This is a genomic window from Paraburkholderia sp. MM6662-R1 (assembly GCF_050436245.1).
Lineage (GTDB): Bacteria > Pseudomonadota > Gammaproteobacteria > Burkholderiales > Burkholderiaceae > Paraburkholderia > Paraburkholderia tuberum.
Window position 1 is genome coordinate 1,504,654 of record NZ_JBNDLV010000004.1, and the last position, 18,848, is coordinate 1,523,501.

Consider the following 18,848-nt stretch of genomic DNA (forward strand, 5'->3'; position numbering starts at 1 on the left):
CCCGCGTGCTCGGGCCTCGCGCGCATGGGCATGAAGCGTGCTATTAAAGGTGGCTCGCTGCGAGTTTTTCTTCAGCAGCACTTTGGAAGCTTCACGCACACCATGAAAACCTGTCGACTTTCGGCTATCGCGCTTACCGCGGCATCGCTCGTTGCGCTGCTGCCGGTCAGTGCATCCGCCGACGATAGCCCCAGACCTTGCGGTGCGCTCAAACGGATCGTGGCCGCGGCGCCGGACGGCTTTGCCTCGCTGACACCCGACGACGGCAAAGGCGTAGCGCAACCTTATGGCGATGACGCGCAATGTTCGGCCGCGCATCGAAGTTTCCAGTGCACGTGGACGCCGCATCAGGCGGCGGGCTCGAACGCGGATGCATTGGAAGCCGTCGCGGCAGACGTCGCGTCGTGCCTGCCCGATGCAACGCACGATCAGAATTCGCCGGGACGTCAGCACTTTTATCTCGGCGCGAAGGATCGACGCACCGAAATCACGCTGACGCCCGAGGGGTCCAACCGGTTGCGGCTTGTGGTGTCGGGCAGGTAAGCGGCGGTGCCGTTCAGGCGGTGGCGGCCGGGCGCCACGACCAGCCGCGTCGCGAGTGGCGTAATTCGACGACCGACAGCGGCGCGATCTCGATGCGACAGAACACGGTTGGCGATGCGCCGAGGGCGTGCACGATTGCCGCTCGCAGTAGAGTCGCGTGGGTGATGGCGACGATGGTTCGACCTTGCGCAGAGGCCGCGAAGCTTGCTTCGTTGACGGCATTGCATGAACGCACGTCTGCCTGCTGCGCGTCGAGCCACTCTCCAACCCGCTGCACGAGTTGACCGAACGATTCGCCGCCGGGCGGCGCGGTGTCGGGCTCGCGTGTCCAGGCGGCGAGTTCGCGGGGCGTTGCGTCGGCAATGGCCGCGAGGCGCTGGCCGCGCCATTTGCCATAGTCGATATCCACCAATGCGTCGGCAGGCGTGGCGCTCAGACCGAGCGCGGCGGCCGTTTCGCGCGCGCTGGCGGCGGGGCTGGTGAACACCGCGCCGTGGGCGGGAAGCGCGAGACGCGGTCGCGCCGCTTCGACTTCGGCGCGACCGCGCGCGTCGAGCGGATCGTCGTCAGGGAAGCGGCCCGCGCGCTGCGCGGCCGTTGCCGCGTGGCTCACCAGTAATAGTCGCGTATCCATTCTTTGCGTTGGCGCCTCATTCGTACTTGCCTGCGTGGTTTCATCGCCTCGCGGCTCGCGGCGCGCGTTGCGAGGTAGCCCTCGCCGTCACGGAAGCCGCAGTTTAGCGCGTAGAATACCGACACTGCGAAGCACGGAAGCCGGTGAGAGCCCGGCGCGGTCGCGCCACTGTAATCGGCATTGCAATCCACAAGAGCCGAAAGCCAGACCCGAGCTTCGCACCATTCCTCTGCAATCGACTTTCGGGGCGCGTCACCCCAGGAGATGTCCATCATGACCGAAGCTGTTCTTGATCGCGCCGCGCAACCGGCGGCCCAGCCCACTCCCATTCCTTTGCGCGAACTGCTGCCGTGGGTCGTGTTCGGCGGCTTGCTGCTGTTGCTCGCGCTTTACTTCGTTGGTGCGGAACAGGGCGCGACGTCGCTCGTGCCCGGCATGTACGTGCATGAGTTCGTGCACGACGGCCGCCATCTGCTCGGCTTTCCCTGCCACTAACGGAGTTCGACATGGTAGGTAAATTGTTGGTGCGCGGGATGCTCGCGGGCATCGTCGCGGGCTTGCTCACGTTCGCGTTCGCGCGAATCGTCGGCGAACCACAGGTCGATCAGGCCATTTCATTCGAAGAAAAAGCGGCCGCCGCGCGCGGCGAGGCGCCCGAGCCCGAAATCGTGAGCCGTCAGACGCAGGCTGGCCTCGGCCTGCTGACTGGCGTGGTCACGTATGGCGCGGCATTTGGCGGCCTGTTCTCGCTGGTGTTTGCGTATGCGTATGGACGCGCGGGGACGTTGAGCGTGCGCGCGCTGTCCGCGTGGCTCGCGCTTGGCGCGTTCATCACGCTCGTGATCGTGCCGAATATCAAGTATCCGGCCAATCCGCCGTCGGTCGGTGATCCGGAGACGATCGGCACGCGCACGGGCCTGTTCTTTCTGATGATCGCGATTTCGCTCGCGACGATGGTGTTTTCGCTGAAGGTGCGGCGTCGCGCGGCGGCGAAGCTGGGTGCGTGGAACGGTTCGATCGTCGCGGGGCTCGTGTTCGTCGTGGTCATCGCGGCCGTGCAACTGTCGATGCCGGTCATCAATGAAGTGCCGGCCGCGTTCCCGGCTGTGCTGCTGTGGAAGTTCCGCGTCGCGGCGATCAGCATGCAGGTGGTCATGTGGACGACGATCGGGCTGCTGTTTGGCGCGATGGTCGAGCGCAGCGCTTTTATGCGTACGAATGCGCGGGTGACGATGAAGTCCGCCTGATGGTGACGGTGACACGCGGCCGCGCAAGCGGCCATTCTCGCGCGCAACGCGCGAGAATGGTTTTGCATCAAGTACTTGGCGCAGTTGTGGAGTGGTTATCCACAGCCTTGCGAACATTTTCTGTGGAAAAGCTGCTTAACGGCTTTTCGCAACTCCACTCATCTCTCCCTTTCGCCGCGGCGCTCCGGAGAATTCAATTGGAAGCCTAACTAATTCAGGTTGCACGCGGCACTGCTCAATTTTTAAGCTCTTCAACTTTTTAAAATAAATTGTGAGAAGGGTATTGACGTGTTGTCGACCGCTCTCCATAATCTCGTTTCTCTGCTGCAGACGCAGCGACGCAAACGAAGCGGTGCCGGGTAGTGGTGGTTCAGGCGCGGCGGGTTTGGCGGACCGATCTTTAAAAACTAACAGTCGATAAGTGTGGGCGCTTGATGCGGAATGCGGCGGCGGATTCTCCGGAGTCTGCTGTCAGGCAGAAGTATCAGAAGCCTCACACAGTATTAGAGGAAGGTTTGTCTGTCGAAAGACGGATCAATCATCGTCAGTACGTTGAGTGAGCGACCGGGTTCGAGAGAGCCCGAACACAGTAACAGGTTTGAACTGAAGAGTTTGATCCTGGCTCAGATTGAACGCTGGCGGCATGCCTTACACATGCAAGTCGAACGGCAGCACGGACTTCGGTCTGGTGGCGAGTGGCGAACGGGTGAGTAATACATCGGAACGTGTCCTGGAGTGGGGGATAGCCCGGCGAAAGCCGGATTAATACCGCATACGCTCGGGAGAGGAAAGCGGGGGATCTTTCGGGACCTCGCGCTCAAGGGGCGGCCGATGGCAGATTAGGTAGTTGGTGGGGTAAAGGCCTACCAAGCCGACGATCTGTAGCTGGTCTGAGAGGACGACCAGCCACACTGGGACTGAGACACGGCCCAGACTCCTACGGGAGGCAGCAGTGGGGAATTTTGGACAATGGGCGCAAGCCTGATCCAGCAATGCCGCGTGTGTGAAGAAGGCCTTCGGGTTGTAAAGCACTTTTGTCCGGAAAGAAAACCTCGTGGCTAATATCCGAGAGGGATGACGGTACCGGAAGAATAAGCACCGGCTAACTACGTGCCAGCAGCCGCGGTAATACGTAGGGTGCGAGCGTTAATCGGAATTACTGGGCGTAAAGCGTGCGCAGGCGGTGCTGTAAGACCGATGTGAAATCCCCGGGCTTAACCTGGGAACTGCATTGGTGACTGCAGCGCTGGAGTATGGCAGAGGGGGGTGGAATTCCACGTGTAGCAGTGAAATGCGTAGAGATGTGGAGGAACACCGATGGCGAAGGCAGCCCCCTGGGCCAATACTGACGCTCATGCACGAAAGCGTGGGGAGCAAACAGGATTAGATACCCTGGTAGTCCACGCCCTAAACGATGTCAACTGGTTGTCGGGCCTTCATTGGCTTGGTAACGTAGCTAACGCGTGAAGTTGACCGCCTGGGGAGTACGGTCGCAAGATTAAAACTCAAAGGAATTGACGGGGACCCGCACAAGCGGTGGATGATGTGGATTAATTCGATGCAACGCGAAAAACCTTACCTACCCTTGACATGTATGGAATCCTGCCGAGAGGCGGGAGTGCCCGAAAGGGAGCCATAACACAGGTGCTGCATGGCTGTCGTCAGCTCGTGTCGTGAGATGTTGGGTTAAGTCCCGCAACGAGCGCAACCCTTGTCCCTAGTTGCTACGCAAGAGCACTCCAGGGAGACTGCCGGTGACAAACCGGAGGAAGGTGGGGATGACGTCAAGTCCTCATGGCCCTTATGGGTAGGGCTTCACACGTCATACAATGGTCGGAACAGAGGGTTGCCAAGCCGCGAGGTGGAGCCAATCCCAGAAAACCGATCGTAGTCCGGATCGCACTCTGCAACTCGGGTGCGTGAAGCTGGAATCGCTAGTAATCGCGGATCAGCATGCCGCGGTGAATACGTTCCCGGGTCTTGTACACACCGCCCGTCACACCATGGGAGTGGGTTTTACCAGAAGTGGCTAGTCTAACCGCAAGGAGGACGGTCACCACGGTAGGATTCATGACTGGGGTGAAGTCGTAACAAGGTAGCCGTATCGGAAGGTGCGGCTGGATCACCTCCTTTCCAGAGCTGTGCATTCATTGCACTCAAGTGCTCACGCTTATCGGCTGTGGTTAGAAGAAACGCAGGCAGGCTCAGGGGTCTGTAGCTCAGCCGGTTAGAGCACCGTCTTGATAAGGCGGGGGTCGATGGTTCGAATCCATCCAGACCCACCAGTGTCTTGTCTGGTGAGCTGAAGGGCTGGGGCCGCTGGAGTATCTGTGAGACTGGGGGATTAGCTCAGCTGGGAGAGCACCTGCTTTGCAAGCAGGGGGTCGTCGGTTCGATCCCGTCATCCTCCACCAATCCTCAATGCCAAGGGTTCAGCACGAAGTGATGCTGAGTACTTTGCATTGGCGATTGAGCCAGTCAGAGCGGTATGAGGCACAGGCTTCATACCGGCTGCCGTTCTTTAACAATCAGGAAGAAGTAGTAAAGAGATTCACGAAAGGCACCTGGAGATGGGTGCGGAGTAGGTGAATCAGGGTTGTGATTGTATCGATGTATTTTAAAGGTGATCGAAAGATTGCTTTGGAATACGGCGCAACACGAATACTCAACCTGTAGCGAGTGCGTCTATCCCCTGCGGGGATGGGACCCACGTAAGCGCTAAAGCGCTAGCGTGGGTCGACACAGAGACACACCCGTTATAGGGTCAAGCGAACAAGTGCATGTGGTGGATGCCTTGGCGATCACAGGCGATGAAGGACGCGGTAGCCTGCGAAAAGCTCCGGGGAGCTGGCAAACGAGCATTGATCCGGAGATGTCCGAATGGGGAAACCCACTCCTAATGGAGTATCCGTAGCTGAATCCATAGGCTACGTGAGGCGAACGCGGTGAACTGAAACATCTAAGTAACCGCAGGAAAAGAAATCAACCGAGATTCCCAGAGTAGTGGCGAGCGAAATGGGATCAGCCGGTACACGTTATCTGTATTGTTAGTCGAACGCTCTGGAAAGTGCGGCCATAGCAGGTGATAGCCCTGTAGACGAAAACAGCATGGAAGAACTGGGTGTACGAGAAGTAGGGCGGGACACGTGAAATCCTGTCTGAAGATGGGGGGACCATCCTCCAAGGCTAAATACTCGTGATCGACCGATAGTGAACCAGTACCGTGAGGGAAAGGCGAAAAGAACCCCGGGAGGGGAGTGAAACAGATCCTGAAACCGCATGCATACAAACAGTCGGAGCCTCTGCGAAGGGGTGACGGCGTACCTTTTGTATAATGGGTCAGCGACTTACATTCAGTGGCGAGCTTAACCGATTAGGGCAGGCGTAGCGAAAGCGAGTCCGAACAGGGCGTCCAGTCGCTGGGTGTAGACCCGAAACCAGGTGATCTATCCATGGCCAGGTTGAAGGCACGGTAACACGTGCTGGAGGACCGAACCCACTAACGTTGAAAAGTTAGGGGATGAGCTGTGGATAGGGGTGAAAGGCTAAACAAACCTGGAAATAGCTGGTTCTCTCCGAAAACTATTTAGGTAGTGCCTCGTGTATCACCTTCGGGGGTAGAGCACTGTCATGGTTGTGGGGTCCATTGCGGATTACTACGCCATAGCAAACTCCGAATACCGAAGAGTGCAATCACGGGAGACAGACATCGGGTGCTAACGTCCGGTGTCAAGAGGGAAACAACCCAGACCGCCAGCTAAGGTCCCCAAATATGGCTAAGTGGGAAACGAAGTGGGAAGGCTAAAACAGTCAGGAGGTTGGCTTAGAAGCAGCCACCCTTTAAAGAAAGCGTAATAGCTCACTGATCGAGTCGTCCTGCGCGGAAGATGTAACGGGGCTAAGCCATATACCGAAGCTGCGGATGCACAGTAATGTGCATGGTAGGAGAGCGTTCCGTAAGCCTGCGAAGGTGCACTGGAAAGTGTGCTGGAGGTATCGGAAGTGCGAATGCTGACATGAGTAGCGATAAAGGGGGTGAAAGGCCCCCTCGCCGTAAGCCCAAGGTTTCCTACGCAACGTTCATCGGCGTAGGGTGAGTCGGCCCCTAAGGCGAGGCAGAAATGCGTAGCTGATGGGAAGCAGATTAATATTTCTGCACCATTGTGAAATGCGATGGGGGGACGGATCGCGGAAGGTTGTCCGGGTGTTGGAAGTCCCGGTCCTTGCATTGGAGAAGGCGCTTTGGCAAATCCGGGCGCAGAATTCAAGGGTGCGAGGCGAGCCACTTCGGTGGCGAAGCAACTGGAAGGGGTTCCAGGAAAAGCCTCTAAGCTTCAGTTTCACAGTGACCGTACCGCAAACCGACACAGGTGGGCGAGATGAGTATTCTAAGGCGCTTGAGAGAACTCGGGAGAAGGAACTCGGCAAATTGGTACCGTAACTTCGGGATAAGGTACGCCCTCATAGCCTGACTGGCCTGCGCCAGAAGGGTGAAAGGGTTGCAATAAACTGGTGGCTGCGACTGTTTAATAAAAACACAGCACTCTGCAAACACGAAAGTGGACGTATAGGGTGTGACGCCTGCCCGGTGCCGGAAGATTAAATGATGGGGTGCAAGCTCCTGATTGAAGTCCCGGTAAACGGCGGCCGTAACTATAACGGTCCTAAGGTAGCGAAATTCCTTGTCGGGTAAGTTCCGACCTGCACGAATGGCGTAACGATGGCCACACTGTCTCCTCCCGAGACTCAGCGAAGTTGAAGTGTTTGTGATGATGCAATCTCCCCGCGGCTAGACGGAAAGACCCCATGAACCTTTACTGTAGCTTTGCATTGGACTTTGAACCGGTCTGTGTAGGATAGGTGGGAGGCTATGAAGTTGGGACGCCAGTCTCAATGGAGCCGTCCTTGAAATACCACCCTGATCTGTTTGAGGTTCTAACCTTGGCCCGTGATCCGGGTCGGGGACAGTGCATGGTAGGCAGTTTGACTGGGGCGGTCTCCTCCCAAAGTGTAACGGAGGAGTACGAAGGTACGCTAGGTACGGTCGGAAATCGTGCTGATAGTGCAATGGCATAAGCGTGCTTGACTGTGAGACTGACAAGTCGAACAGGTGCGAAAGCAGGTCATAGTGATCCGGTGGTTCTGTATGGAAGGGCCATCGCTCAACGGATAAAAGGTACTCTGGGGATAACAGGCTGATACCGCCCAAGAGTTCATATCGACGGCGGTGTTTGGCACCTCGATGTCGGCTCATCTCATCCTGGGGCTGTAGCCGGTCCCAAGGGTATGGCTGTTCGCCATTTAAAGAGGTACGTGAGCTGGGTTTAAAACGTCGTGAGACAGTTTGGTCCCTATCTGCCGTGGGCGCTGGATATTTGAAGGGGGCTGCTCCTAGTACGAGAGGACCGGAGTGGACGAACCTCTGGTGTACCGGTTGTCACGCCAGTGGCATCGCCGGGTAGCTATGTTCGGAAGAGATAACCGCTGAAAGCATCTAAGCGGGAAACTCGCCTTAAGATGAGATATCCCCGGGGCTTCGAGCCCCTTGAAGGGTCGTTCAAGACCAGGACGTTGATAGGTCAGGTGTGCACGTACAGTAATGTACTGAGCTAACTGATACTAATTGCCCGTAAGGCTTGATCCTATAACAGGTGTGTCTCGACCCGCGTGAGTGCTTCAGCACTTACGCGGGTCCGATCCCCGAAGGGGATTTGTGTGACCTCCCGCGGGAGCTCACAGAAACGCACGGTTGGGATTCAGTGTTGTGCCAGAAACAACACAACCCCCCACACTCGAATCCTTTACGCTTCTTCCCGATTGGCTGTGGCGCAACCGGTTGACTCCAGCCCTGCGACGCAGCAACCCGTCATGCCTGATGACCATAGCGAGTCGGTCCCACCCCTTCCCATCCCGAACAGGACCGTGAAACGACTCCACGCCGATGATAGTGCGGATTGCCCGTGTGAAAGTAGGTAATCGTCAGGCTCCCCTCCAGTCAGAAACCCCACCCGCCGCGGTGGGGTTTTTGCGTTTACGCGGCCGTCATCGGCAGAGATGACGTTTCGGAGACAATCCAGCCGCCACAATTCGACAATACGACGCCGGAAAGTGCGCGCGTCAACTCTCTTTCAATTGTTCGCGCTATGCTCACGTATTCCTTTCGGAAGCGCTGGCATCGAACGACCTATGAAATCAGATCTGGCAATGCAAACCTACGGCGCGGATTCGTCGGGTATGGTCTGCGGTTTCCGGTTTTCGCCGACGCTCGCCGGGCGGCCGATCGACGCGGACGAAGTCATCGAGTGGTACCGCGAGCGCGAGGACGATGCCGGCACTAGCGCGACGGACGCTGGCGAGTTTCTATGGCTTCACTTCAATCTCGCGCATAGCGCGAGCGAGCGCTGGATGCGCACGCAACTCGATCTGCCCGAAACCTTTTTCGACGCCTTGCGCGAAGGCTCGCATTCGACGCGGATCGAGCATGCGGACGGCGCACTGCGCGCGGTCGTCAACGACGTCATGTTCAACCTCGAATTCCTCCCGTCAGAAATCGCGACGCTGTGGATCTACGCACATAAGCGGCTCATCGTGACGGCGCGGCTGAAGCCGCTGCGCTCGGTCGACCGTTTGCGCGCGTCGGTGCGCGAAGGTGAAATATTCAGGTCACCTGCCGAACTGCTAGTTCATCTGATGCGCGACCAGGCCGACCTGCTCGTGCAGATCGTCCGCCGAACCAGTGCCGACGTCGATCGAATCGAGGATCGCTTTCTGTCGCAACGGCCGACGCAAAACCGCCTGGACCTCGGCGCGATGCGTCGCACGCTGACACGCCTGCAACGCATGCTGGCACCCGAACCGGGCGCGATTTTCCGCTTGCTGGCGAGGCCGCCTCGGTGGCTTCATGCGGAAGACGTGCAAGATCTGCGTGAATCGACGGAGGAGTTCTCGGTCGTGCTTTCGGACGTAGCGGGATTGATCGAGCGGGTCAGATTGCTGCAGGAAGAAATCACCTCGGGCCTCGAGGAGCAGAACAACCGGACGCTATTTACCCTGACGCTAGTCACGGTACTGGTGATGCCGATCAATATCGTCGCCGGTTTCTTCGGCATGAACGTCGGTGGCATTCCGCTCGCCGAGAACAAGCATGGCTTCTGGCTGATGGTGGTGCTGGTCGCCGGCTTTACCGGGCTGACGGGCTGGTGGGCGTTTCGCCGCAGGAGGGAGCGCTAGAAGGCGCGGCAAATTTGGCCCGCTTTTTACGAGGCCAAACCCGCCGGCGTGATCGAAGCCCGAACATGCCCGTCTTCGAATACGCTTCGCAGCGGTTCAAAGTGGGCAAGTACCCGTCGATTACTCGAGTGCGTTATTCGAGCGCGGCAGCCGGCCCAAAGAACTCATAACGGCTCTGCGATTCCGGCACGCCGATCGCCTTCAGGCCTTTCTTGATCGCCTTCATGAACGCGACGGGCCCGAGAAAATACACCTCGACATCGCGCGTTTCCGGCAACCACTTCTTCAGATTCGCTTCGTCGACGTAACCGAGCGCGTGCGCTTCGGCATCGCCATCACGGCGCTCCTCGTAGCAATAGAAGCGCTTCAGTTGCGGATGGCGTGCGGCCAATGCATCGATTGCGCCGCGGAATGCATGCACGCCACCATGACGGGCCGCGTGAATGAAATGCACCGTACGATTGGTCTTCAGCGCGGCCTCCAGCATCGCCATCGTCGGCGTAATGCCAACACCGCCGCTGATCAGCACCAACGGCTTGTCGCCAGGTTGCAGCGTAAATTCGCCGGACGGCGCGAACAGATCGAGCGAGTCGTTTTCCTTGATCTGCTCGTGCAGATACTTCGACACGGTGCCATTCGGTTCACGCTTCACGCTGATGCGATATTCGCGGCCATCGCTCATTGCGGACAGCGAATAGTTGCGACGCACTTCTTCGCCGTCGATCACCAGACGCACGCCAATGTACTGACCCGGCTGAAACGCGAGCAATTCGCCGCCGTCATCGGGACGCAGATAGAACGACGTGATCTCGTTGCTTTCACGCATTTTGCGCGCGACGCGGAACAACCGCGTGCCGCGCCAGCCGCCGGGCGCTGCTGCGCTTTCGGCGTAGATCTTTTCTTCGAGGCCGATCAGCAGATCGGCGAGTTGTTGATACGCGGCGGCCCACGCTTCGATCACGGCGTCGGTTGCGACGTCCGCGCCGAGTACTTCGCGAATCGCGCGCAGCAGACACTTGCCGACGATCGGATAGTGCTCAGGCTGCACGTTCAGCGACACGTGCTTGTTGATGATCTGCGCGACGAGCCCGCCCAACTGCTCGAGCTGATCGATATAGCGCGCATACATCAGCACGCCGTTGGCCAACGCGCGCGGTTGCGCGCCGCTTGCCTGATTGGCTTGATTGAACATCGGGCGCACTTCCGGATGCTCGCTGAGCATCAGATTGTAGAAGTGCGTGGTGAGCGCCTCGCCGCCGCTTTCCAGGAGCGGCACGGTTGCTTTGATGATGGCGCGGTGTTCGGCGGATAGCATGTTTTTAAGTCCTGGTGAGAGTCTGAGTGAGCGTCTGCCTATCAGCGAATGTCACAGCCGGTTTCGGCAGACTGCGTCTACTACCCACGATTCGTGCCAGGTATAAAATGCATTTAGATCAACGATCTGGCAATTAAGATGGTTCATTCGACCCTAGTCGAAAAGACTCAATCCGCAGTCGATCTGACTACAGGGGCGGTCCTCGATGTTCTTACCCCGCTGATTCTCGACCTGTCGCGCGAGCTGTCCGAGCGCGAGCGTTATCGGCGGCTGCTCAGCGCGCTGCGCTCGCTATTTCCGGGCGACGCGGCGGCTCTGCTACGCCTCGAAGGCGATACGCTGGTGCCGCTCGCCATCGACGGCTTGAGCAGCGATACGCTCGGGCGGCGTTTTCGCGTCGCCGAGCATCCGCGCTTTCAGGAGCTGCTGGCCCAGCCAGGGCCGACGCGCTTCGCCGCCGACTCCGATCTGCCCGATCCCTACGATGGCCTCGTGCAAGGCATGGCGCCCGGGCACCTCGAAGTGCACGACTGTCTGGGGTGCCCGCTGTTCATCCGCGGCGAGCCTTGGGGCTTGCTCACGCTCGACGCACTCGACCCGGCGCGCTTCGACACACTCGACATGGCCTCGCTGCAGGCGTTTCTCGGCCTCGCGGCCGCGACCGTGAGCGTCGTCGAACGCATCGACGCGTTGGCGCGCAATGGCGAGGAGGCGCAGCGCCGCGCGGAAGCGTATCGGCTGGCGAGCAGCGAGAGCCGGCGCGAGCTGATCGGCAGCAGCGACGCGCATCGCCGCATGATCAAGGAGATCGAGGTAGTGGCCGCCAGCGATCTGACCGTGCTCGTCACCGGCGAGACCGGCGTCGGCAAGGAACTTGTCGCCAATGCGATCCACGCGCTGTCGCCACGCGCGAACAAGCCGCTGATCAGCCTGAACTGCGCGGCGTTGCCCGATACGCTCGTCGAGAGCGAACTGTTTGGGCACGTGCGCGGCGCGTTTTCGGGAGCCTCGGCGGATCGACGCGGCAAGTTCGAACTCGCGCACGGCGGCACCATTTTCCTCGACGAAGTCGGTGAGTTGCCCCTCGCGGTGCAGGCAAAGCTGTTGCGCGTGCTGCAGAACGGCCAGTTGCAGCGCATCGGCTCGGACCACGAACACAGAGTCGACGTGCGGCTCATCGCCGCAACCAATCGCGACCTCGCCGAAGAAGTGCGCGCGGGCCGCTTTCGCGCCGACCTCTATCATCGCCTCAGCGTGTATCCGCTGCGCGTGCCGCCGTTGCGCGAGCGTGGCCGCGACGTGCTACTGCTGGCGGGCTTCTTCCTCGAAGACAATCGCTCCCGGCTCGGTTTGCTGAGCCTGCGTCTTGCGGCTGACGCGCAGGCCGCATTGCTGCACTACACATGGCCCGGCAATGTGCGCGAACTGGAGCATCTGATCGGACGTAGTGCGCTGAAAGCGTTGGCGGCCAATCGTGAGCGCCGCCGTATTCTGACGTTGACGGCCGCGGACTTCGCGTTGTCGGACGCACGAGATCATGAAGCCAATCAAATCGCCACGCAGAGCGAGGAAAGCGAGACGAAAGACTTTCGCAGCGCGGTCACCGAGTTCGAACGCAATCTCGTTCTCGAAGCGCTGATCCGCAACAGGCAGAACTGGGCGGCGGTCGCGCGCGAGCTGGGGCTGGACCGGGCGAATCTGAATCGGCTGGCTAAACGGCTCGGGCTCAAATGAGCGAACAGGCGCAGGGGTGCCGTCGCGGCCCGGCACGAAGGTCAAGCCACATCGAACCGCCGATCGCGCTGACAACAGATCGTCAGCGCCCCTCGCTGGGCTCAACGTCTTAACGAAAAACAAAGGCCCGCTTCGGAAAATCGAACTTCGCGGAACGCAGCGCGTCGGTCATAGTGGGTCCTAACGAGGACCAACACACTGAATCTGGAGACTTTGTCATGTCCGCTGCCCCAGAGAAACTCGACGATTGGCTCAACAAGCAGGCGGTGGCCGAAGACGACATCACCGCGTTTCCATTGAAGGCGCTTGCCGCCACGCTCGATCGCGAGGAAAGCGGTAACACCGTACCGCCGTTGTGGCACTGGCTGTACTTTCTGCCGGTCGCGCCGCTCTCCGAAGTCGGTCCCGACGGACATCCGAAGCGTGGCGGTTTTCTGCCGCCCGTGCCACTGCCGCGCCGCATGTGGGCTGGCGGCCGGCTCACGTTTCATGCGCCGCTGAAGATCGGCGAGCATGCGCGGCGCACGTCGACGATCGCCAATATCGAGGACAAGACCGGCCGCTCGGGCCGCCTCGTGTTCGTCACCGTGCAACATACGATCGAAGTCGATGGCGAGTTGAAGCTCGAAGAGGAGCACGACATCGTCTATCGCGACGCGCCCCAGGAGGGCGCGCGGCCGCAACAGCCGGCGCCCGCGCCCGAAGACGAAACATGGCGCCGCACGATCGACGCCGATGCCGTGATGCTGTTGCGCTACTCGGCGCTGACTTTCAACGGCCATCGCATTCACTACGACCATCCTTATGTCACGCAGGTCGAAGGCTATCCGGGCCTCGTCGTGCATGGCCCGCTGATCGCGACGCTGCTGGTCGATCTCGTGCGCCGAGAACTGCCGCAAGCGACGCTGCAAAGCTTCGCGTTTCGCGCGCTTCGCCCCACGTTCGCGGACCAGCCGTTCACGGTATGCGGCAAGCCCGCCGCCGACGGCAAGACCATCGACCTGTGGGCGAAGGACCACGAAGGTTATCTGACCATGCGCGCGACCGCCGCGCTCGCCTGAATTCCGCGAGACCCGACTATGCAAACCACGCAACACGATTCGTTCCAGGACATTCGCGAGGCCGTGCGCGATCTGTGTCAGCAGTTTTCCGGCGAGTACTTTCGCAAGATCGACGAGGCGCGCGGCTATCCGGAAGAGTTCGTCGAGGCGCTGACGAAGGCCGGCTGGCTCGCCGCGCTGATTCCGCAGGACTTCGGCGGCTCGGGGCTCGGGCTCACGGAAGCGTCGGTGATCATGGAGGAGATCAATCGCGCGGGCGGCAACTCGGGCGCGTGCCACGGGCAGATGTACAACATGGGCACGCTGCTGCGGCACGGTTCGGAAGAACAGAAGCGCAGGTATCTGCCGAAGATCGCGAACGGCGACCTGCGTTTGCAATCGATGGGCGTGACCGAGCCGACCACCGGCACCGATACGACGAAGATCAAGACGACCGCGGAGCGGCGCGGTGACCGTTACGTGATCAACGGTCAGAAGGTGTGGATCTCGCGCGTGCAACACTCGGACCTGATGATTCTGCTCGCACGCACCACTTCGCTCGCGGACGTGAAGAGGAAATCAGAGGGCATGTCGATCTTCATCGTCGATCTGCGCGAGGCGATCGGTCATGGCCTGACCGTGCAGCCGATTCTGAACATGGTCAATCACGAGACCAACGAGCTCTTTTTCGACAACCTCGAAATTCCGGCCGAGAATCGGATCGGCGAGGAAGGGCAAGGCTTCAAATACATTCTCGATGGCCTGAACGCGGAGCGCACGCTGATCGCCGCGGAATGCATCGGCGACGGTTACTGGTTTGTCGATAAAGTCACCGAATACGCGAAGGAGCGCGTCGTGTTCGGCCGGCCGATCGGACAGAACCAGGGCGTGCAGTTTCCGATCGCGCGCTCGTTCATCAACGTCGAGGCAGCGAGCCTGATGCGCTTCGAAGCGGCACGTCGTTTCGACGCACATCAACCGTGCGGTGCGCAGGCGAATATGGCGAAGCTGCTCGCGGCGGATGCGTCGTGGGAAGCGGCCAATGCGTGCCTGCAATTTCACGGCGGCTTCGGCTTCGCGTGCGAGTACGACGTCGAGCGCAAGTTTCGTGAAACGCGTCTGTATCAAGTCGCGCCGATATCGACCAATCTGATTCTCTCGTACGTGGCCGAGCATATCCTCGGGCTGCCGCGTTCGTTCTGACCCGCTGACGGACATCATGAGACCACTCGACGGTATCAAGGTCATCACGCTCGAACACGCGATTGCCGCGCCGTTCTGCACGCGTCAACTGGCCGATCTCGGGGCGCGCGTGATCAAGATCGAACGGCCCGGCGTCGGCGATTTCGCGCGCGGCTATGACGAACGTGTGCATGGGCTGTCGTCCCACTTCGTGTGGACCAATCGCTCGAAGGAGAGTCTTTCGCTCGATCTGAAGCAGCCCGCGGCGGCCGGGATTCTCGATGCATTGGTTGCCGATGCCGACGTGCTCGTGCAGAACCTCGCGCCAGGCGCGGCCGAACGGCTTGGCCTCGGCTACGGCACATTGAGCCACAAGTATCCGAAGTTGATCGTCTGCGATATTTCCGGCTACGGCGCGGACGGTCCGTATCGCGACAAGAAGGCGTACGACCTGCTGATTCAAAGCGAGTCCGGCTTCCTGTCGATCACCGGTTCGCCCGGCGCGCCAGCGAAAGCGGGCTGTTCGATCGCCGATATCGCGGCGGGCATGTACGCGTATTCGAACATCCTGAGCGCGCTGTTGCAGCGTGGGCGCACAGGGCGCGGTTGCCGCATCGATGTATCGATGCTCGAGAGCATGGTCGAGTGGATGGGTTATCCGCTCTACTACGCGATCGACGGTCAGTCGCAGCCCGCGCTTGCGGGCGCCGCGCATGCAACGATCTATCCTTATGGCCCGTTTCCCGCTGGCGACGGCAAGACGGTCATGCTTGGCCTGCAGAACGAACGCGAATGGAAGCTGTTCTGCGAGCGCGTGCTCGAACACCCTGAACTGGCAACCGACGAACGCTTCGCATCGAACTCGAAACGCACTGCGGCGCGCGACGCCCTGCGCGAGGTGATCGTCGCGGCGTTCGCGAAGCAGAGCGCGGCGCACGTGATCGATCGACTCGATGAGGCAGGCATCGCGAACGCGCAGATGAATACGCTCGCCGACGTGTGGGCGCATCCGCAACTGAAGGCGCGCGAGCGCTGGCAGGAAGTCGGCACGGCAACGGGGACGATACCCGCATTGCGGCCGCCCGGTCTGCCTTCCGACCTCGAGCCGCGAATGGACCCTGTGCCCACGCTTGGTCAACATACGGAAGCAATTCTGCGTGAGCTCGGCTACGACAATGGGCGTATCGACGCGCTGCGCGCGGCGGGCACGATCTGATTCGGTAACGACCCCATGAACGACCATCCCAGTCTCACGCTTGCCACTTTCGCCGCGCAACTCGACTTCGACCGCATCCCGCACGGGGTCGTCGAGCGTACCGTCAACCTGTACGTCGATTGGCTCGGCTCGGCGCTGGCCGGCAAAGGCGCGCGCCCGGTCGAGACGATCGCGCGGTTCGCACGCGCGGCAGCCGGGGCGACGAACGAGGGCCTCTGCGAGGTGCTGATCGACCGCGGTCGAACCACGCCGTATTTCGCCGCGATGATCAACGGCGCCGCATCGCATTTCGCCGAACAGGACGATGTGCACAATGGCTCGGTGTTTCATCCGGCGACCGTGGTGTTTCCGGTTGCGCTTGCGTTGGCACAGGCAAAGCGAGCGTCGGGGCGCGACTTCATCGCGGCGGCGGTGGCGGGATACGAGGTCGGCATTCGCATCGGCGAATTTCTCGGGCGCTCGCACTACAAGGTGTTTCACACCACGGGCACGGTCGGCACGGTCGCGGCCGCGGCAACGGCAGGACGCTTGCTGGGTTTGTTGCCGTCCCAAATGCTCGATGCGTTCGGCTCGGCGGGCACGCAGGCGAGCGGCCTATGGGAATTTCTGCGCGACGCCGCCGACTCGAAGCAACTGCACACCGCGATGGCCGCCGCGAACGGCCTGATGGCCGCGCAACTCGCCGCCGACGGCTTCAAGGGCGCGACGCACATTCTCGAAGGCGCCCAGGGCATGGCCGCGGGCATGTCGAGCGACGCCGATCCGGCGCGCCTCGTCGATCGGCTTGGCAGCCGCTGGGCGACCGCGGAGACGTCGTTCAAGTATCACGCGGCGTGCCGCCATACGCATCCGGCCGCCGATGCGCTGCTCGCCGTCGTGCAGACGCATCGTTTCGCGCCGCGCGACATCGCGAAGGTCGTCGCGCACGTGCATCAAGGCGCGATCGATGTGCTCGGTCCCGTGGTCGCGCCGCGCACCGTACATCAGGCGAAGTTCAACATGGGCACAGTGCTCGGGCTGGTCGCGCATCACGGCTATGCCGGCGTGACCGAATTCGAGCAGGGTTTCGACGCGAGCGAGATCGCCGCGTTTCGCGACAAGGTCACAATGGCGCTCGACGCTGAAGTCGACGCCGCCTATCCCGCACGCTGGATCGGCAAGGTCACGGTGACGACGACCGACGGCCGCGTGTTCGATGGACGTGTCGATGAGCCGAAGGGCGATCCAGGCAATACCTTGTCGCGCGACGAGATTGCGACGAAGCTGCATCGGCTGGCGGCGTTTTCGGGTGCGGCTAGCGAAGAGGAGGCGGCGCAACTGCTTCGCCGCGCATGGCAGATTGCCGAAGAGAAGCAGATTGGCTCGGTATTCGATGCAACTTCGCGCACGATGGTGGCGGCATGAGCGCGTTGCCCCGGTCGTATCTGTTCGTGCCTGGGAATCGGCCTGAGCGGTTTGACAAGGCTTATGCGGCCGGCGCGGATGCGGTGATTCTCGATCTGGAAGACGCGGTGCAGCCGGATCAGAAGGTGCCGGCGCGTGCGGCGGTTGTGGCCGCGGTGTCGGCTAACGCATCGCGGGCCGCCTGGGTGCGTATCAATGGCTCGGATACGCCATGGTTTCCAGATGACGTTGCGGCGCTCGTTGGGCAGACCGGCGTGGCCGGAATCGTGCTGCCGAAGGCTCAGACGCGCGAACAGATCAACGCGGTGCTGGCGAACGCGCATCCGGCGTTGAGCGTGCTGCCGATTGTCGAGACTGCGCGCGGGTTCGCGAATCTTGCGGAGTTATGCTGCGCGCCGCGCGTGCTGCGTATCGTCTTCGGTACGCTGGATTTTCAGATCGATCTCGGCATCGATGGGGATGGCGAGGAGTTGCATCTGTTTCGCTCGCAGATCGTGCTTGCGTCGAGGCTGGCTGGCATTGGTGCGCCGGTGGATGGCGTGTCGACGACCATTACCGATGCTGATGCGGTGCAAGCTGATGCGCGGCGCGGCCGGCGGTTCGGTTTCGGCGGCAAGCTTTGCATTCATCCGAAGCAGATCGAGCCGGTGCATCGCGCGTATGCATGGAGTGACGCCGAGGTGGAGTGGGCGCAACGCGTGCTTGCGGCTGTCGAGGCGAGCCATGGCGCCGCGGTTGCCGTGGATGGGAGGATGGTCGATATGCCGGTGATTCTGCGGGCGCGGAAGGTTGTGGGCGATTCCGAAAGCTTCTGACAATGCGGTTTTCCGTCGCCCCTACCCCCCATCGTCGCACTTGAATAGTTAGCAGGTCACATGCTAGATTAAATTGTTATCGGTAACACATTTCGACAGAAAGTTTCCGTTCGCAACGTTGTCGATGAAGAAGATCTGTTCCTCTCAGCACGTCAAAAAATACCCTCCCGATGAGTACTATTCAAAATCCAGTTCTGCGCGGCTTCAACCCGGATCCTTGCGTGTGCCGTGGCAAGGATGCGTGGCATATCGCGGTTTCAACGTTTGAATGGTATCCGGGCGTTCTCATTTACGAATCAAAAGATTTCGTCAACTGGGAACTCAAGGCCACGCCTCTCGACAGACTATCGCAATTGAACCTGATCGGAGAGCAGCCCTCCGGAGGCATATGGGCGCCAGCCCTCTCCTATCACGACGGTCTTTATTGGCTCGTCTATACCGACACCAAGGCATGGAAAGCGCGAGCAGAAGATCTCTCCGCTTCGTGA

The 18,848-nt window shown here is 60.4% G+C and carries 13 protein-coding genes, 2 tRNA genes, 3 rRNA genes and 1 riboswitch; of the genes, 16 read left to right on the forward strand and 2 right to left on the reverse strand.

Translation table 11 applies throughout. The features are described 5' to 3' along the window. Positions 1 to 102 precede the first annotated feature (102 nt). Complete coding sequence (locus tag OKW39_RS36835) at positions 103 to 543, forward strand: hypothetical protein (RefSeq protein WP_184072145.1); 441 nt, start codon at positions 103 to 105, stop codon at positions 541 to 543. 13 nt (positions 544 to 556) lie between these two features. On the opposite strand, the gene OKW39_RS36840 is transcribed toward OKW39_RS36835, so the two are convergent. Then, complete coding sequence (locus OKW39_RS36840) at positions 557 to 1,177, reverse strand: histidine phosphatase family protein (RefSeq protein WP_429564866.1); 621 nt, start codon at positions 1,175 to 1,177, stop codon at positions 557 to 559. 87 nt (positions 1,178 to 1,264) lie between these two features. Further along, a riboswitch (cobalamin riboswitch) is annotated at positions 1,265 to 1,410 on the forward strand. 40 nt (positions 1,411 to 1,450) lie between these two features. Between OKW39_RS36840 and OKW39_RS36845 the strand changes: the two genes are divergently transcribed. The 8 genes from OKW39_RS36845 (at position 1,451) to OKW39_RS36880 (ending at position 9,654) form a co-directional block, all read left to right on the forward strand. Beyond that, positions 1,451 to 1,672 (forward strand): CbtB domain-containing protein, encoded by a 222-nt coding sequence (locus OKW39_RS36845; protein WP_184011521.1) that lies wholly within the window; start codon positions 1,451 to 1,453, stop codon positions 1,670 to 1,672. An 11-nt stretch (positions 1,673 to 1,683) separates the two neighbouring features. Next, a complete protein-coding gene (locus tag OKW39_RS36850; protein ID WP_429564867.1) occupies positions 1,684 to 2,424 on the forward strand; it encodes a CbtA family protein in 741 nt (246 codons plus the stop codon). Between the two features lie 600 nt (positions 2,425 to 3,024). Next, positions 3,025 to 4,557 (forward strand): 16S ribosomal RNA (locus OKW39_RS36855). A gap of 75 nt (positions 4,558 to 4,632) precedes the next feature. After that, a tRNA-Ile gene (locus OKW39_RS36860) sits at positions 4,633 to 4,709 on the forward strand. 53 nt (positions 4,710 to 4,762) lie between these two features. Next, positions 4,763 to 4,838: transfer RNA gene (locus tag OKW39_RS36865), tRNA-Ala, on the forward strand. Positions 4,839 to 5,186: 348 nt separating this feature from the next. Continuing rightward, positions 5,187 to 8,068 (forward strand): 23S ribosomal RNA (locus tag OKW39_RS36870). Positions 8,069 to 8,295: 227 nt separating this feature from the next. Beyond that, positions 8,296 to 8,409, forward strand: a 5S ribosomal RNA gene (rrf, locus tag OKW39_RS36875). The 16S, 23S and 5S rRNA genes sit together here with 2 tRNA genes alongside, the layout of an rRNA operon. 201 nt (positions 8,410 to 8,610) lie before the next feature. Continuing rightward, positions 8,611 to 9,654 carry a transporter gene (locus OKW39_RS36880; protein WP_429564868.1) on the forward strand — a complete coding sequence of 348 codons (1,044 nt, stop codon included), beginning with the start codon at positions 8,611 to 8,613 and terminating at the stop codon, positions 9,652 to 9,654. Between the two features lie 133 nt (positions 9,655 to 9,787). On the opposite strand, the gene hmpA is transcribed toward OKW39_RS36880, so the two are convergent. Next, positions 9,788 to 10,969, reverse strand: a complete 1,182-nt coding sequence (hmpA, locus tag OKW39_RS36885) for an NO-inducible flavohemoprotein (protein ID WP_429564869.1) — start codon at positions 10,967 to 10,969, stop codon at positions 9,788 to 9,790. Positions 10,970 to 11,107: 138 nt separating this feature from the next. Here hmpA and norR point away from each other — a divergent pair, with 138 nt between their 5' ends. The 7 genes from norR to OKW39_RS36920 all read left to right on the forward strand — a co-directional run bounded on the left by norR (position 11,108) and on the right by OKW39_RS36920 (position 18,848). Then, positions 11,108 to 12,703 carry a nitric oxide reductase transcriptional regulator NorR gene (norR, locus tag OKW39_RS36890; RefSeq protein WP_429564870.1) on the forward strand — a complete coding sequence of 532 codons (1,596 nt, stop codon included), beginning with the start codon at positions 11,108 to 11,110 and terminating at the stop codon, positions 12,701 to 12,703. Between the two features lie 218 nt (positions 12,704 to 12,921). Beyond that, positions 12,922 to 13,764, forward strand: a complete 843-nt coding sequence (locus tag OKW39_RS36895; RefSeq protein WP_187614394.1) for an FAS1-like dehydratase domain-containing protein — start codon at positions 12,922 to 12,924, stop codon at positions 13,762 to 13,764. Positions 13,765 to 13,782: 18 nt separating this feature from the next. Next, a complete protein-coding gene (locus OKW39_RS36900; protein ID WP_429564871.1) occupies positions 13,783 to 14,946 on the forward strand; it encodes an acyl-CoA dehydrogenase family protein in 1,164 nt (387 codons plus the stop codon). A gap of 16 nt (positions 14,947 to 14,962) precedes the next feature. Then, positions 14,963 to 16,141 (forward strand): CaiB/BaiF CoA transferase family protein, encoded by a 1,179-nt coding sequence (locus tag OKW39_RS36905; RefSeq protein WP_429564872.1) that lies wholly within the window; start codon positions 14,963 to 14,965, stop codon positions 16,139 to 16,141. Positions 16,142 to 16,156: 15 nt separating this feature from the next. Then, a complete protein-coding gene (locus OKW39_RS36910; RefSeq protein WP_429333015.1) occupies positions 16,157 to 17,545 on the forward strand; it encodes an MmgE/PrpD family protein in 1,389 nt (462 codons plus the stop codon). Beyond that, positions 17,542 to 18,360 (forward strand): HpcH/HpaI aldolase/citrate lyase family protein, encoded by an 819-nt coding sequence (locus OKW39_RS36915; protein WP_429564873.1) that lies wholly within the window; start codon positions 17,542 to 17,544, stop codon positions 18,358 to 18,360. Before OKW39_RS36910 ends, OKW39_RS36915 begins: the two co-directional genes overlap by 4 nt. A 170-nt stretch (positions 18,361 to 18,530) precedes the next feature. Further along, positions 18,531 to 18,848: a family 43 glycosylhydrolase gene (locus OKW39_RS36920; protein WP_429564874.1), complete on the forward strand. Its 318-nt coding sequence runs from the start codon at positions 18,531 to 18,533 to the stop codon at positions 18,846 to 18,848.